The 14,344-nt window shown below is 47.4% G+C and carries 15 protein-coding genes; 10 read left to right on the top strand and 5 right to left on the bottom strand.

From position 1 onward, the window contains the following. Positions 1-88: 88 nt before the first annotated feature. Positions 89-895, top strand: coding sequence for a glutamate racemase (murI, locus tag GC130_RS17840; protein ID WP_151999703.1), 807 nt, complete (start codon positions 89-91; stop codon positions 893-895). 519 nt (positions 896-1,414) lie between these two features. On the opposite strand, the gene GC130_RS28640 is transcribed toward murI, so the two are convergent. Further along, entirely contained in the window at positions 1,415-1,585 is a 171-nt protein-coding gene (locus GC130_RS28640) for a hypothetical protein (protein ID WP_193217899.1), read from the bottom strand. Between the two features lie 280 nt (positions 1,586-1,865). On the opposite strand from GC130_RS28640, the gene GC130_RS17845 reads away from it, so the two are divergent. After that, the gene (locus GC130_RS17845) at positions 1,866-2,264 is read left to right on the top strand and encodes a hypothetical protein (protein ID WP_151999704.1); all 399 of its coding nucleotides are present in this window, start codon (positions 1,866-1,868) and stop codon (positions 2,262-2,264) included. A gap of 187 nt (positions 2,265-2,451) precedes the next feature. Here the strand turns inward: GC130_RS17845 and GC130_RS17850 are convergent, their stop codons facing one another. Then, complete coding sequence (locus GC130_RS17850; protein WP_151999705.1) at positions 2,452-2,679, bottom strand: hypothetical protein; 228 nt, start codon at positions 2,677-2,679, stop codon at positions 2,452-2,454. 161 nt (positions 2,680-2,840) lie between these two features. Continuing rightward, positions 2,841-3,122 (bottom strand): hypothetical protein (locus tag GC130_RS17855; RefSeq protein WP_226940538.1); only part of this gene is annotated, 282 nt, incomplete at its 5' end. Positions 3,123-3,497: 375 nt separating this feature from the next. Here GC130_RS17855 and GC130_RS17860 point away from each other — a divergent pair. From GC130_RS17860 to GC130_RS17895, 8 genes are read left to right on the top strand one after another with little or no spacing between them, the layout of a single operon-like run. Continuing rightward, positions 3,498-4,580 (top strand): complex I subunit 1 family protein, encoded by a 1,083-nt coding sequence (locus GC130_RS17860; RefSeq protein WP_151999707.1) that lies wholly within the window; start codon positions 3,498-3,500, stop codon positions 4,578-4,580. Beyond that, entirely contained in the window at positions 4,565-5,575 is a 1,011-nt protein-coding gene (locus tag GC130_RS17865; protein ID WP_226940539.1) for a 4Fe-4S dicluster domain-containing protein, read from the top strand. Before GC130_RS17860 ends, GC130_RS17865 begins: the two co-directional genes overlap by 16 nt. Beyond that, positions 5,575-6,072: an NADH-quinone oxidoreductase subunit J gene (locus tag GC130_RS17870; protein ID WP_151999708.1), complete on the top strand. Its 498-nt coding sequence runs from the start codon at positions 5,575-5,577 to the stop codon at positions 6,070-6,072. The genes GC130_RS17865 and GC130_RS17870 overlap by 1 nt, the downstream gene beginning before the upstream one ends. Further along, entirely contained in the window at positions 6,065-6,370 is a 306-nt protein-coding gene (nuoK, locus tag GC130_RS17875) for an NADH-quinone oxidoreductase subunit NuoK (protein WP_151999709.1), read from the top strand. The genes GC130_RS17870 and nuoK overlap by 8 nt, the downstream gene beginning before the upstream one ends. Further along, the gene (nuoL, locus tag GC130_RS17880) at positions 6,371-8,464 is read left to right on the top strand and encodes an NADH-quinone oxidoreductase subunit L (RefSeq protein WP_151999710.1); all 2,094 of its coding nucleotides are present in this window, start codon (positions 6,371-6,373) and stop codon (positions 8,462-8,464) included. 4 nt (positions 8,465-8,468) lie between these two features. Then, positions 8,469-10,133: a NuoM family protein gene (locus GC130_RS17885; protein WP_151999711.1), complete on the top strand. Its 1,665-nt coding sequence runs from the start codon at positions 8,469-8,471 to the stop codon at positions 10,131-10,133. 2 nt (positions 10,134-10,135) lie between these two features. Further along, on the top strand, positions 10,136-11,617 hold the full coding sequence (locus GC130_RS17890) for an NADH-quinone oxidoreductase subunit N (RefSeq protein WP_151999712.1): 1,482 nt from the start codon (positions 10,136-10,138) through the stop codon (positions 11,615-11,617). Beyond that, entirely contained in the window at positions 11,614-13,503 is a 1,890-nt protein-coding gene (locus tag GC130_RS17895; protein WP_151999713.1) for an amidophosphoribosyltransferase, read from the top strand. Before GC130_RS17890 ends, GC130_RS17895 begins: the two co-directional genes overlap by 4 nt. A gap of 295 nt (positions 13,504-13,798) precedes the next feature. Here the strand turns inward: GC130_RS17895 and GC130_RS17900 are convergent, their stop codons facing one another. Together GC130_RS17900 and GC130_RS17905 are read right to left on the bottom strand one after the other, a co-directional pair. Next, positions 13,799-14,155 carry a DUF2306 domain-containing protein gene (locus GC130_RS17900; protein ID WP_193217900.1) on the bottom strand — a complete coding sequence of 119 codons (357 nt, stop codon included), beginning with the start codon at positions 14,153-14,155 and terminating at the stop codon, positions 13,799-13,801. A gap of 13 nt (positions 14,156-14,168) precedes the next feature. Next, a partial coding sequence (locus GC130_RS17905; RefSeq protein WP_304599205.1) for a transposase occupies positions 14,169-14,344 on the bottom strand: 176 nt, incomplete at its 5' end.

Raw genomic sequence — 14,344 nt, forward strand, 5'->3', positions numbered from 1 at the left:
AACGCTTCAGTCCCCAACCTCCTCAAATTCTTCTCTATTCCTCAATGAACTCATCCCGAGAAAACCCATATTGCGTCAAAATTGCATCATGCGCTCATCTTCACCCATTGGTATCTTCGACAGCGGCATAGGAGGCCTTACCGTTGCCCGTGCCGTTAAAGACCTACTGCCTGACGAGCAGCTCATTTACTTCGGCGACACAGCCCACCTCCCTTATGGCGAGAAGTCTGTGGCGGCTATTCAGGCCTATAGTGTTCGCATTACCGATTTCCTCATTCAGCGGGGGTGTAAGCTTATTCTGATTGCCTGCAACTCAGCCAGTGCTGCAGCCTACGACCTGGTGAAAGAGTATGCTGGCAAAAAAGCCCAGGTATTTAACGTGATCGACCCGGTGGTAGACTACGTGCGGGAAACCTACGTTGATGCATCCATTGGTCTGATAGGGACTAAGGCTACCGTACAAAGTGACGTGTACCAGCAAAAGATTGAAAGCCTGGGCAATAAAAATCAGTGCAAAGCGCTGGCAACGCCGTTGCTCGTTCCCATGATAGAAGAAGGCTTTCTGCACAACCGCATCAGTCATGACATCATTGAGCAGTATCTATCGTCGGCAATGCTGTCCGACATATCGGCGTTGATTTTAGGTTGCACGCACTATCCATTGATTAAAAAGGAGGTGGAAGCCTACTATAATGGAAAAGTGCAGGTAATCGATTCTTCGGTGACAGTTGCCAGGGCTTTGAAGGGGTTTTTGGAGCTTCATAATCTGAAGGCGGCTAGCCGGACTCAGGAAAACCAGTTCTTTGTGTCGGACTACACAGCTTCTTTTGAGGGAACCACCCGACTGTTCTTCGGTGAGGAGGTGAGGTTGGAAAAGTTTGATCTCTGGGAGTAGGAGCCTTTGGGGTCTCCGCCATAGACCCTGATATTCTGTCCAACCCAACCCTTTCAGTGTCCTCTTCGAGAGACACCAAAAGGCTGTCGTTTTCATGATAAATCAGCTGCGCAGTCCAAACATGTGCCAAGACTACAGATTTGTCCTCTTCGAGAGACACCAAAAGGCTATCGTTTTCACGATAAGCTTATTTGGAAAAGAATCCCCTTGGGGTCTCCGTCCCGGGACCCTGAGGGAGTTAGCACGACCATGTTTGATCCAACCCTTTCAGTGTCCTCTTCGAGAGACACCAAAAGGCTATCGTTTTCATGATAAGCTTGTTTAGAAAAGCATCCCCTTGGGGTCTCCGCCAGGGACCCTGAGGGAGTCGGCACAACCACAGTTTATCCAACGCTTTCAGTGCCCTCTGCGAGAGACACCAAAAGGCTGTCGTTTTCATGATAAATCAGCTGCGCAGTCCAAACATGTGCCAAGACTACAGATTTGTCCTCTTCGAGAGATCCCAAAAGGATATTGTTTTCACGATAAGCTTATTTGGAAAAGAATCCCCTTGGGGTCTCCGTCCCGGGACCCTGAGGGAGTTGGCGACATCACTTCAATCTTTCCTGAGAGTCTGTTCCAAAAGTCACTAACGCTAGCCAACCCTTTCAGTGTCCTCTTCGAGAGACACCAAAAGGATATCGTTTTCATGATAAGTTTGTTTGGAAAAGCTTCTCTTTGGGGTCTCCGTCAGGGATACTGAGGGAGTCGTTTTTGCTTTTTTTCTCCACTTGCTCATTGTTTTAAAAACACTTATTTTGAGCTAATGTCGATCCATCGAACACTTCCGGACAGCAATGCGATATATTTCGTCACATTCACATGCTTTCAGTGGTTGCCATTGATCCATGAGACATCCTGTTATATGCACTTCAATAAGTGGTTTGAGTATCTGGTAAGTCAAAAGGCTTGTCTACTAGGATATGTTATCATGCCAAATCACTTTCATGGATTGATATATGTTGATGAGAATTCGGAAAAGACCATCAATCAACTTGTTGCAAATGGAAAGCGTTTTCTTGCTTACGAAATTATTAAGAAGCTGAAGGAGCAAAATTCGGATGATCTGTTGATTAAGCTGGAAAGTGGTCGTTCTAAAAGGGAGATGGTGCGAGGCAGTAAACATGTGGTGTTCATACCCTCGTTTGATGGTAAACTTTGTTTCAATAGAGAAATGGTTGAGACTAAGTTAGATTACATTCATAAGAACCCTGTTAAAGGGAAATGGAAGTTGGTGGACGATTGGGTACTCTATCCGTATTCCAGTGCGAGTTTTTATGAATTAGGGGAGAATAATTCTCACATAAGGCACTACCGGGAATTCATTTGAGTTCTTGGCAGTGATTTCATTGCCACTCAACCCTTTCAGTGTCCTCTTCGAGAGACACCGAAAGGCTATCGTTTTCACGATAAGCTTATTTGGAAAAGAATCCCCTTGGGGTCTCCGCAGGGACCCTGAGGGAGTTGGCGACATCACTTCAATCTTTCCTGAGAGTCTGTTCCAAAAGTCACTAACGCTAACCAACCCTTTCAGTGTCCTCTTTGAGAGACACCAAAAGGCTATCGTTTTCATCATAGGCTTGTTTGGGAAAAAGCATCCCCTTGTGGTCTCCGCCAGGTGCCGTGAGGGAGTTAGCACAACCAGTAGGAGCCTTGGGGTCTCCTCCAGGTTCTCTGGGTAGCGCAATCCCCTTGGGGTCTCCGTCAGGGACCCTGAGGGAGTTAGTAAAGGATATCGTTTTCATTATAAGTTTCTTTGGAAAAGCTTCCCTTTGGGGTCTCCGCAGGGACCCTGAGGGAGTTGGCGACATCACTTCAATCTTTCCTGAGAATCTGTTCCAAAAGTCACTAACGCTAGCCAACCCTTTCAGTGTCCTCTTCGAGAGACACCAAAAGGATATTGTTTTCACGATAAGCTTATTTGGAAAAGAATCCCCTTGGGGTCTCCGTCCCGGGACCCTGAGGGAGTTGGCGACATCACTTCAATCTTTCCTGAGAGTCTGTTCCAAAAGTCACTAACGCTAGCCAACCCTTTCAGTGTCCTCTTCGAGAGACACCAAAAGGATATCGTTTTCATGATAAGTTTGTATAGAAGAGAGTCCCCTTTGAGGTCTCCGGCGGGAACATTGAGGGGGGTTAATAAAAAGTCACTAACGCCAGCCAACCCTTTCAGCGTCCTCTTCGAGAGNGAGGGAGTTGGCGACATCACTTCAATCTTTCCTGAGAGTCTGTTCCAAAAGTCACTAACGCTAGCCAACCCTTTCAGTGTCCTCTTCGAGAGACACCAAAAGGATATCGTTTTCATGATAAGTTTGTATAGAAGAGAGTCCCCTTTGAGGTCTCCGGCGGGAACATTGAGGGGGGTTAATAAAAAGTCACTAACGCCAGCCAACCCTTTCAGCGTCCTCTTCGAGAGACACCAAAAGGATATCGTTTTCATCATAAAACAGCTACGCAGTCCGAACATGTGCCAAGACTACAGATTTAGCCAACCCATCTTTGATTCATAAGGATTACTCATCTCTTCATCTTATATTCGCATAACCGGAGAAACCAGCACCCTATGACCACTTTTCTCTTCTTTTTACCGCTCATTCTCACCAACGCTGTGCTCGGCATTTATGCGGAACGGAAGATTTCTGCCTTTATTCAGGACAGAATGGGGCCCATGGAAACCGGGAAGTTCGGCATTCTACAAACCACGGCCGACATCGTTAAGCTCATCCAAAAAGAGGATATAGTGCCAGCCGCCGCCGACTGGAAGCTTTTCAAGCTGGCCCCTGTCATCATATTTACCGCTGTATTTTCTGGCTTTGCTGTGATACCACTAAGTGGAGCCTGGGATGGAGCAGGCCTTGAAATTGGCGTTTTCTATCTGCTGGCTATCATTTCTCTCGACGTTCTTGGTATTTTGATGGCCGGATGGGGGTCCAACAGCAAGTTTTCTTTGTTTGGAGCACTTCGGTCGGTCGCTCAAATTATTTCCTATGAAGTGCCGCTGGGCCTCTCAGTCCTGTGTGTTGTCATGATCACACAGTCACTCGATTTGCAGGAAATCTCATTATCACAAGGGCTTCAGTCACCCAACGCAGTCTATTTGTTCGGTGTGGTGAAGTCTATGGATGTAAGCCAATGGGGAGGTGTTTTTGCCTGGAACATTGTGCAGGCACCGTTGCTCATACCGGTATTTGTCATTTTCTTTATTGCCTCGCTGGCAGAATGCAATCGGGCACCTTTTGACCTGCCGGAAGCAGAATCAGAATTGATCGCTGGTTACCACACAGAATATTCGGGATTCAGGTGGGCCTTTTTTATGCTGGCGGAATATGGCATGATGATGCTGGTGAGTATGCTGGCAGCTATTTTGTTCTTTGGGGCATGGAATACGCCACTACCCAATATGGGCGTGGTGAAGCTGGCAGACTGGACAACAGGGGCTCCAGGCTCCTTCATGAGCTATATTTGGGGAGTGTTTTGGCTATTGTCGAAAGCCCTTATTGGCATGTTTATGCACATGTGGATCAGGTGGACCTACCCCCGTTTGCGTATCGACCAACTCATGAACCTGAGCTGGAAATACCTCACCCCGGCATCTATCCTCTTGCTTTTGTTATGTGGAATCTGGAGATTATGGATGATCGCATGAGAGACGAAAAAACTACTTATTGGTCGGATATAAAAACCAGCACCCAGACCTTGCTGGAAGGGTTGCAACTTTCTATCCGACATCTGAAAAAATCGACGGGAAAGTGGGCTTTGGGCTCCGTGGCTAAAGACAATTATTTCAGGGAGGGAGAAGGACTGGTGACCCTGCAGTACCCAAAGGAAAAGCTGCCCGTGCCCGATAATGGAAGATACAAGCTCCACAATGAAATTGATGACTGTATTGTGTGTGACAAGTGTGCCAAGATTTGCCCGGTCAATTGCATAGACATAGAACCAGTGCGGGCAGTGGAGGAAATAGGAAAGACTTCGGACGGCACCTCCAAACGCATTTACGCTGCTAAGTTCGATATCGACATGGCCAAGTGTTGCTTCTGCGGACTCTGCACCACAGTATGCCCCACGGAGTGCCTCACCATGACCAGCGAGTATGATTTCAGTACTTTTTCTGTAAAGGAGCATAATTTTGCTTTTGCGGAAATGACACCGTTGGAGATTCTCGAGAAGAAAAAGGCCTTTGAGGAAATGCAGCTAGCCAAGCAGCAGGGACAGCCGAAAGAGGCCAGCACTGCCGAAACATCAGGAGCAGCCGCTTCAGCCAAGCCGGTGTTCAGACCAAAAATGCCGGCGATAAAGCCGCAGATGCCCAAAAAAGAGCCCGACGCCGGCGAAGAGGTATCTCAAACTGCTTCAGAAGCTCAAAAAAAACCAGTTTTCCGACCGAAGATGCCGGTGATGAAACCCGTAACACCAAAGAGTGCTGAGGAGGAAGAAAAGGCGACACCAAAGGCTGACACCGGTGGGGAGTCGTCGCCGAATGCAGCCAAGAAACCGGTAATGAAGCCCAAAATGCCTGTCATGAAACCTGTGATGAAGAAACCTGAGCCTCAGGAGGGCGAGGAAGAGAAAAAACCGGAGGAAGCTAAAAAACCTGTGTTCAGGCCCAAGCCCATCATGAAACCGAAAAAAGACGACTGATGGACATTGGTATTATTCACTATATTTTTGCGGCACTCGTAGTGCTTTCTGTGCTGGGAATCCTTGTCACCAGAAACCTGCTTTATGCGGCCTTTCTTTTGGTGCTGACGTTTTTGGGCGTGGCAGGATTGTTTGTTTTGGCACAGGCCGATTTCGTGGCAGTCACGCAGCTTATGATTTACATCGGGGGTGTATTGATTCTACTTGTTTTCGGTATCATGCTCACCAATAGGGTAGCTGGTCAGCCGATACTAACTCAGCTTAACCGAACAGTGTTGGGGGTATTATTTTCTGTAGCACTTTTCGCTAGTATCGTGTACCTTACACAAGGGTTTCAAACTACGGAAATCGTTGCGGCACCTCATGCCATACAGCGCCTGGGAATGGCCATCCTCACAGATTATTTCATTCTGTTCGAAATTGTAGGAGTATTACTGCTTGTGGCGCTGGTGGGTGCCGCCACAATCGCACGGTTCAAAGGGGAGGGACATGGGTAACTCTATTTACATTTTACTATCCGCCTTCGTTTTCTCGGCTGGTGTGGCCCTGGTGCTCACCCGACAGAATGTGATTGCCGTACTGATAGGAGTGGAACTTGTGTTCAATTCTGCCAATATCAACTTTGTCTATTTCAACGCCTTGTACCCTGAAAGGCTCGATGGTCAGTTTTTTGCCCTCGTGGTGATTACTATTGCCGCTGCCGAAACGGCGTTGGCGCTGGCAATTATATTGAAGCTTTACAGAACATATCATACGACTAATCTCGACGAAATAAGCAGCCTGGTGGAAGAATAGATGGAACAGCAACCTACCAACATATGGATTTGGAGTGCCATAGCTGTCTTGTGGCTGCTACCTTTGCTGTCATTTGTAATAGGGCTGGTGTTGTGGCGAAAAAGAAAGAGTGGCCTGGGAAAATTTTCCACTTCACTCCTGGCGGTTAGCACCCTTTTGTCGTGGCTTATTTTCGGCATCAACTTTGGTGTTCCCGAGTCGTTGCTCTCTCTTTCATGGTGGAAGGTGGGGACTACCGAATTCTCGTTTTCACTGGCTCTTTCAGGTATTACACAGCTCTTGCTGGTCATTGTCAACACGGTGTCTTTGCTCGTGCATGTGTACTCGCTGGAATACATGAAGGATGACCCGGGGAAAAACCGCTATTTCGCCTGTCTCGGTTTGTTTACCTTTTCCATGCTGGGTATAGTGTTGTCCGACAGTTTACTATTGATTTTTTGTTTTTGGGAGTTGGTGGGCACTTCTTCATACTTCCTCATTGGGTTTTGGTACAAAAAGGAGTCGGCCGCCCTTGCTTCCTTTAAGGCTTTTCTTGTCAACCGGGTAGGCGATCTTGGTTTTCTGATAGGTATCTGTTTGATCTATGCCATTTTTAGAACACTAAGCATCAGTGAGCTACAGACGATGGTGGATGCGGTGCAATGGAAAGGAGAGGTCTTTAATTTTGAAAGGAATGGTGAGTTGATAACCTCGTCACCGTTTATGTTCACGGTAATTTCCATTTGCCTCTTAGGTGGGGCGGTAGGCAAGTCTGCACAGTTTCCTTTGCAGGTGTGGCTGCCAGACGCTATGGAAGGCCCCACACCAGTATCTGCTCTCATTCACGCTGCTACCATGGTGGCGGCGGGGATTTACTTTGTCGCAAGGGTATTTTTCCTCTTTACACCACCTGCTCTGTTTATAGTGGCTTTTATTGGTGCCATCACTGCTGTGATGGGTGCTGTGGCAGCCATTTCTCAATATGACATCAAGAAGGTACTGGCTTTCTCCACCATCTCACAACTAGGGTTCATGGTGCTGGCGCTCGGGGTTGGTGGGAGAGAGGAAGGCCTCTTCCATTTGGCCACTCATGCAGCATTCAAGGCAGGACTTTTTCTCGCCGCAGGCAGTATTATCCATGCTATGCACCGTTTTGCTCATGAAACCCACGCCCACTTCGATGCGCAGGACATGCGGCTGATGGGGGGCATCAAAAAATATATGCCTACCACCTTTCTGGTTTTCCTTTTACTCGCATTGGCCATTTCGGGCATTCCTATGTTCTCAGGTTTTCTGTCAAAGGATGCGATTATTACAAAAGCCTTTTCATGGGCCTCAGCCGAGGGTGGGGTAAGATGGTTGGTGCCAATACTTGCGCTGTTCAGTGCGTTCCTAACGGCCTTTTATATGAGTCGGCTGGTCATGCTGGTTTTTTTCGGAAGCAATAAAACACCAGGATTGGGCGAGAAGAGCGGCCTGACAGAAAATGGCAAACTGATCACCATTCCTTTAATGGTATTGGCGGGAGGCAGTCTTTGGATTTGGTTCAACTGGAACCCCTTCGGACAAGGCAGTTGGCTGATGGATCTGGTAGCCACTGGCCGTTCCACCATTTCTGGCCTTTATCTTGAGACTACCAACGAGATTCCGCATAAGACAATAGCTATTATTTCGATATTGGCTTCTCTCACGGGCGTCGGCCTGGGGTACGTGATGTACGACGAAGATGAACATCAGACTATTGCAGAACTTGAAGAAACGACAACGAAGCCTGGTTTTTGGAGTGAGTTGTCTTTTAATAATTGGTACCTCAACGAGCTGTATGATCAAACGGTTGTCTATTCTTTCAACCAACTAACGAAAGCGTCATCCTGGGCTGATCGGCGAGTGATAGATCCCCTGATCAATTTGACAGGTGTTTTGATGGTGGTAGCCTCGGTAGTAGTAGGGTGGTTTGATAAGAAAGTGGTGGATGGCCTGGTACTGCTAACGGTTCGAATCACTGAATTTTTTGGTAACATTGCACGATCTTTCCAGGGAGGAGCTGTGCAGAAATACATTGCGTGGTCATTATTTTTCACCTTGTTGGTCGTTACCTGGATCTTGATTAAGTAAGCCAATGATGAACTATCTGTTATCGCTAATTATATGGACACCTGTTGCAGGAGCGCTGATAGTGTTACTGATGAAAGACAGGCAAGCCACTGCCATTCGATGGATATCATTGGGAGCGGTGCTATTGCAGCTGGCAGGCAGCAGTATCCTGCTGTTTCAGTTTTACCAATCTCCAGAAAGCAGCGGAAGCTATTCCATTGAAAGCTTTCAATTTGTGGAAAAAGCAGATTGGATCACTATGGACTTGGGAAGCTGGGGCGTGTTGTCTATCGACTACCTGCTCGGCGTTGATGGACTGAGTGTGCCGCTGCTGTGGATGTCCACACTCATTTTGGTAATAGGCATGATCAGCTCGTGGTCGATCACCAAACAGGAGAAAGGCTATTTTGCCTTGTACCTGCTGTTGAGCAGTTCCATTATTGGTTGCTTTGTGGCCCTCGACTTTTTTCTCTTCTACATTTTCTTCGAATTTATGCTCTTGCCCATGTACTTCCTTATCGGTATTTGGGGAGGTATCAGGAGAGAATATGCGTCGATAAAATTCTTTTTATATACGCTGGTTGGCTCAGTGCTGATCCTGGTCGCCATGATAGGCCTTTATATCTCGGTGTCTGATCCAACCGAGATATTAGCTGATGGCAGGCTGGTCAGGACTTTCAATCTTCTGCACATGAGCGACCCCGCCAACTTTATTGCAGGAAGCATTTTGGATCCAAGCTACCTCAAGGAGTGGGGAGGCGTATCTATTCGATCGCTGGCGTTTTTATTCCTTTTCGTTGGCTTCATTATCAAGCTACCAGCCGTTCCTTTTCACACGTGGTTACCTGATGCCCACGTGGAAGCACCTACGCCTGTGTCGGTTGTGCTGGCGGGCATCTTGCTGAAGATTGGAGGCTATGGGTTATTGAGGACAGCCTATCCCATTTTTCCGGAAGCGGCGCTGGACTACTCCTGGTGGGTAGGTTTCTTAGGGGTGATAGCCATTATCTACGGGGGATTCAATGCCATGGCCCAGTCCGATTTAAAAAAGTTGATCGCTTACTCTTCTGTTTCCCATATGGGTTTCGTGCTGCTGGGGATCGCCGCCGGTACCACTGAAGGATATGCTGGTGCTGTATTTCAAATGGTGAGCCACGGGTTCATTTCAGCGGCACTCTTCCTGATTGCTGGAGTGCTCTACGACCGTACGCACGACAGAATGATAGAGAACTACAGCGGCCTGGCAGAGAAAATGCCCTATTTTACAGCTGTTACGGTCTTCTTCTTCTTTGCTTCTCTGGGCCTACCTGGCCTTTCTGGTTTTATTGGTGAACTGCTGGTTTTCCTTGGTGCTTTTCAGTCCTCGTCCATCAATGGTCAGGTGCCACAATGGATGGCCGTGCTGGCCACCTTTGGCCTGGTGCTTTCCGCTGCTTACTACCTCTGGACGCTACAGCGCATGTTCTACGGCAGGTTAGCGCTTAGGGAGGTGGCCTGGAAGGATATGCTGACCGAACTTACCAACCGGGAGTGGCTGATGTTCATACCATTGATTTTTATCGTGCTTTTGCTTGGTATTTTTCCTCATTTCCTTCTCGACTTAATGAACGGAAGCATTAACCAGCTAAAAGAGCTGGTTTTCGAAAATGGAAATACCATCATCCAGTCACTTAATTCAGAAGGCAGCTAACTATGCACAAGGAAGGCCTATCGTTTCAGTTGCTGGAAGCCCTGGGAAGCCTCAATCAGGTGGGGCCTGAGTTAGCAATCGGTGCTGGAATAATACTACTTCTTATAGTTGACCTGATCACATCGGGCAAGCGGCCGTTATTGTTGCTGGTGCTTTCGATGCTTTTTGCATTCGTAGCGCTGTGGCTCATTTTGCCTTTGTGGGTGCAAATGCCTGATGGAGGCTTGCTATTTTCCGGGCAGCTGGTAGCCGACCGGCATGCATTGTTTTCCAAAGCCATTATTCTTCTTGCCCTGGCGCTCACCCTTCTTTTTGGAACCGGCCTGCAGCTTCGGACCGAATACTACTATATGCTTCTTTCGCTTGCATTGGGTGGCATGCTCATGGTGAGCAGCACTACATTGCTTTCAGTATACCTGGGGCTTGAACTTACCTCGATCAGCGGTTATATTCTTACGGTGTTTGGGTTCAAAAAACTCAACTTTGAGGCAGGGATCAAGTATTTGTTGTTTGGGGCATTCGCCAGCGGCCTGATGTTGTATGGCATCTCCTTGCTATATGGCCTCACCGGGTCACTGGCATTTACTACAGAAGCTTTTTTCACACAGCTACAACAAGCCAGCGAACCACTGGCCTTGTTTTCGATAGTACTCCTGTTGATGGGCATTTTCTTCAAGATCGCTCTGTTTCCCATGCACCTTTGGACGCCGGATATTTACCAAACCGCTCCAGTGCCTGTAGCGGCCATTTTTTCTGTAGTGCCTAAAATCGGCGGCCTGGTTGTGCTTCTAAGGCTCACAGAAGGCTTTTCGGCGGTTAGCAGTTACAGTCAGTTTTTGATTTTTATGGCCAGCGTTTCTATTGTTTTTGGCAATATGGCGGCATTGAACCAGAGCAACGTGCGACGGATGCTGGCGTACTCGTCGATAGCTCAGGCAGGATTTTTAGTATTACCAATTGCTATAAATGATGGATTTGCGGTAACAAGTTTTTACTTTTACATCTTCATTTATCTCTTTATGAATTACTTGGCCTTTTATCTGGTAGATCATATGGAAAGGGAGCAAAAGTTCTCTTTCAATGACTACAAGGGTCTTGGTAAAAAACATTCTTTCCTTGCCGTCGCATTTCTGGTCGCCATGATGTCGCTGGTGGGCTTTCCCCCGCTGGCTGGGTTTACCGGAAAGCTTTACATTTTTTCATCACTTTGGAACGAATGGCAAACTTCTTCGGGGAGTTTGTTGTTAATTGTTCTCCTGATAGCAGCAGGAAACACTGTGGTTGCACTATTTTATTACTTAAAGATACCCTACTTCATGTTTTTGAAGGTGGAGGAAAAAGACACTTCCGAAATGGAAACACTTACGGCAGGCCAGATCATGACGGCTTGCCTTCTTGTTTTTATGCTGGTGTTCTTTTTTTTAAAGCCTGACAGTTTAATCCAAGTAATTCAGCAAATACCCTTCCCGGTAACCCAATTATGAGTGATCAAATTAAACACGAGTGCGGTATAGCGCTCATCAGGCTCAGAAAACCTCTTCAATATTATATTGATAAGTACCAGTCGCCGGCCTACGGAGCCAGCAAGCTCTATCTGCTGATGGAAAAGCAGCACAACAGAGGGCAGGATGGTGCCGGGGTAGCCAATATCAAAATAAATATTGAGCCCGGCTACAGGTATATCAGCCGATACCGGTCTATCGAAAATCAAGCTGTTTCTCTGATTTTCGACAAGGTGATGAAGAAGTACAAGAAGGCCGAGAGAGAGGGCGGAGAGAAATACTTCGATGCTGAATGGCTGAAAAAGAACTATGGATTTACCGGTGAGCTTTGGCTGGGGCACCTGAGGTATGGCACGCACGGCGTCAATAGTATAGAAAAGTGTCACCCATTTTTGCGCCAGAATAACTGGAGAAGCCGCAACCTGGTGGTGGCCGGAAATTTCAATATGACCAACGTGGATGAGCTTTTTAAAAAGCTGATCGAGCTTGGGCAGCACCCCAAGGAGAAGACCGACACGGTAACGGTAATGGAGAAAATGGGCCATTTCCTTGATGAAGAAAACCAGCTGCTTTTTGATAAGTACAAAGACGATTTCAGCAACCAGGAAATTACTGATATCATAGAAGAGAAGCTCGACCTGAAAAGGGTATTGAAGCGCTCATGCAAAGACTTTGACGGTGGCTATGCCATGGCGGGCCTTATTGGGCACGGCTCGGCGTTTGTGGCCCGGGATCCTGCGGGTATCAGACCCGCCTACTACTATGCCGACGACGAAGTGGTGGTGGTGGCCTCAGAGAAGCCTGCCATCAAAACTGCTTTTGGTGTCAACTATTCTGATATTAAGGAGATAGAACCCGGCAGTGCGTTGATCATCGAGAAGGATGGAAGCTACCGGGAAGAAAAGTTTATCAAAAAACTGCCGAAGAAGTCATGCTCTTTCGAGCGCATCTACTTTAGCCGGGGCTCCGACCCTGATATTTACCAGGAAAGAAAAATGCTGGGCGAGCTACTGGTGCCTCAGGTACTGAAGGCCATTGACCACGATTTGCAAAACACAGTTTTCAGTTATATCCCAAATACCGCTGAAACTGCATTTCTTGGGCTGATGGCGGGTATGGAGAAATACCTGATCAAGCAAAGGAAGAAAGTGATTTTGAAAGAGAAGATCACCGACCCCAGGAAGCTGGAAGAAATTCTGTCGTTCAGGCCAAGGGTGGAAAAGCTGGTGATCAAAGATGCCAAGCTGCGTACTTTTATTACCGACGACCAGCACCGTGATGATCTTGTAGCGAACGTTTATGATACTACCTATGAGGTGGTAAAGAAAAAGGTAGATACGCTGGTGGTGATTGACGACAGTATCGTGAGAGGCACCACGCTTGAGAAAAGCATTTTGACTTTGCTCGACAGGCTGGAGCCAAAGAAAATTGTGGTGGTGTCTTCTGCCCCTCAAATCCGTTTTCCAGATTGTTATGGCATCGACATGAGCAAGATGAAGGACTTCATCGCTTTCAGGGCAGTGTTGAAGCTATTGGAAGACTATAGCAAAGAGCATTTGCTGGACGAGGTGTACGAAAAATGCGTGATGCATGCGGATAATAAGGAAGCTCCCAACTTTGTAAAAGAATTGTACGATCCGTTTACTGACGATCAGATTTCTGAAAAGATTTCTGAGATAGTAAAGCCAAAAACGCTGAAGGCGGAAGTAGAGGTGTTGTACCAGACCGTACCCAACCTGCATAAAGCTATTCCAGGTCATTCAGGCGACTGGTATTTCACAGGCGACTATCCAACTCCAGGCGGCAACGGAGTGGTGAATCGGGCCTTCATCAACTTCATGAGGGGAGTGGCAGTAAGGGCCTACTAATATCAAAATGGAATTCCTGGGATTCCATCAGAGTCGAGCTTTCCATCAGAGCCAAACTGGCTGTCCCATATGGCAGGTAGAAGTTACTGTTTGGCTAAATAAAAAAGCAAAACTGGTTCAATGCGTCCCGCCAGGCCGGGCTTCTCCAGTCGGATAGGCTTGGACCTTTTGCTTTTTTATAAGCAACCAACTGCCTTCCTTCGCTCCGTGGCAGAGTTATGGAGTTCTCCCATACTATGCACTTCTAGCTCCCGCAGGGGATTTGATGATTAATCAACAGGTGCTGCGGTTCCCGTCAGGCGAATTGCACTTGCTTTTGACTCCTGATATACATCTCTGCCAATATCATATTCGGTACCCAGCAGGCCCAGGCCACAATTTGATAGGCAGTGTTGAAGTCCATTTGAAGTACTGCTAGCTCAAAGGGTAAAATCATCCTGAGCGCAATAGCGGCACAGCAGGCTGCATAGCTCCTGATCATCCAGTGCCGGTGGGCTTCAATGTCTCGATTTCGTATGCTGCTGTAAGCCAACCAGGAGGTAAGCAGCCAGGTGATGGCCAGCAAGTTGAACCCGACTTTCGCTATGATGCCACCCTCAGCAAACAGCGAAAGGATAAACCCAGCCACTCCGCCAAGGAGAATGCTTATCAACCTGAGTTCGATTTTAAAAAGCGGCTAATTGGCTTGTTTTGACGGGTTGATATTTGATTGCAGGCTTTTTGGGGAAGAAGGAGTAGGCAATCAATCCTGAAATAAGGTTGGTGATGAAGTTTTCGAAAGACCTATGTCTGGAATGTTCGACTTGACAGATGTTCTTGAGTTCATCGTTTACAGTTTCTA

It is taken from the genome of Imperialibacter sp. EC-SDR9, assembly GCF_902498805.1.
Taxonomy (GTDB): domain Bacteria; phylum Bacteroidota; class Bacteroidia; order Cytophagales; family Cyclobacteriaceae; genus Imperialibacter.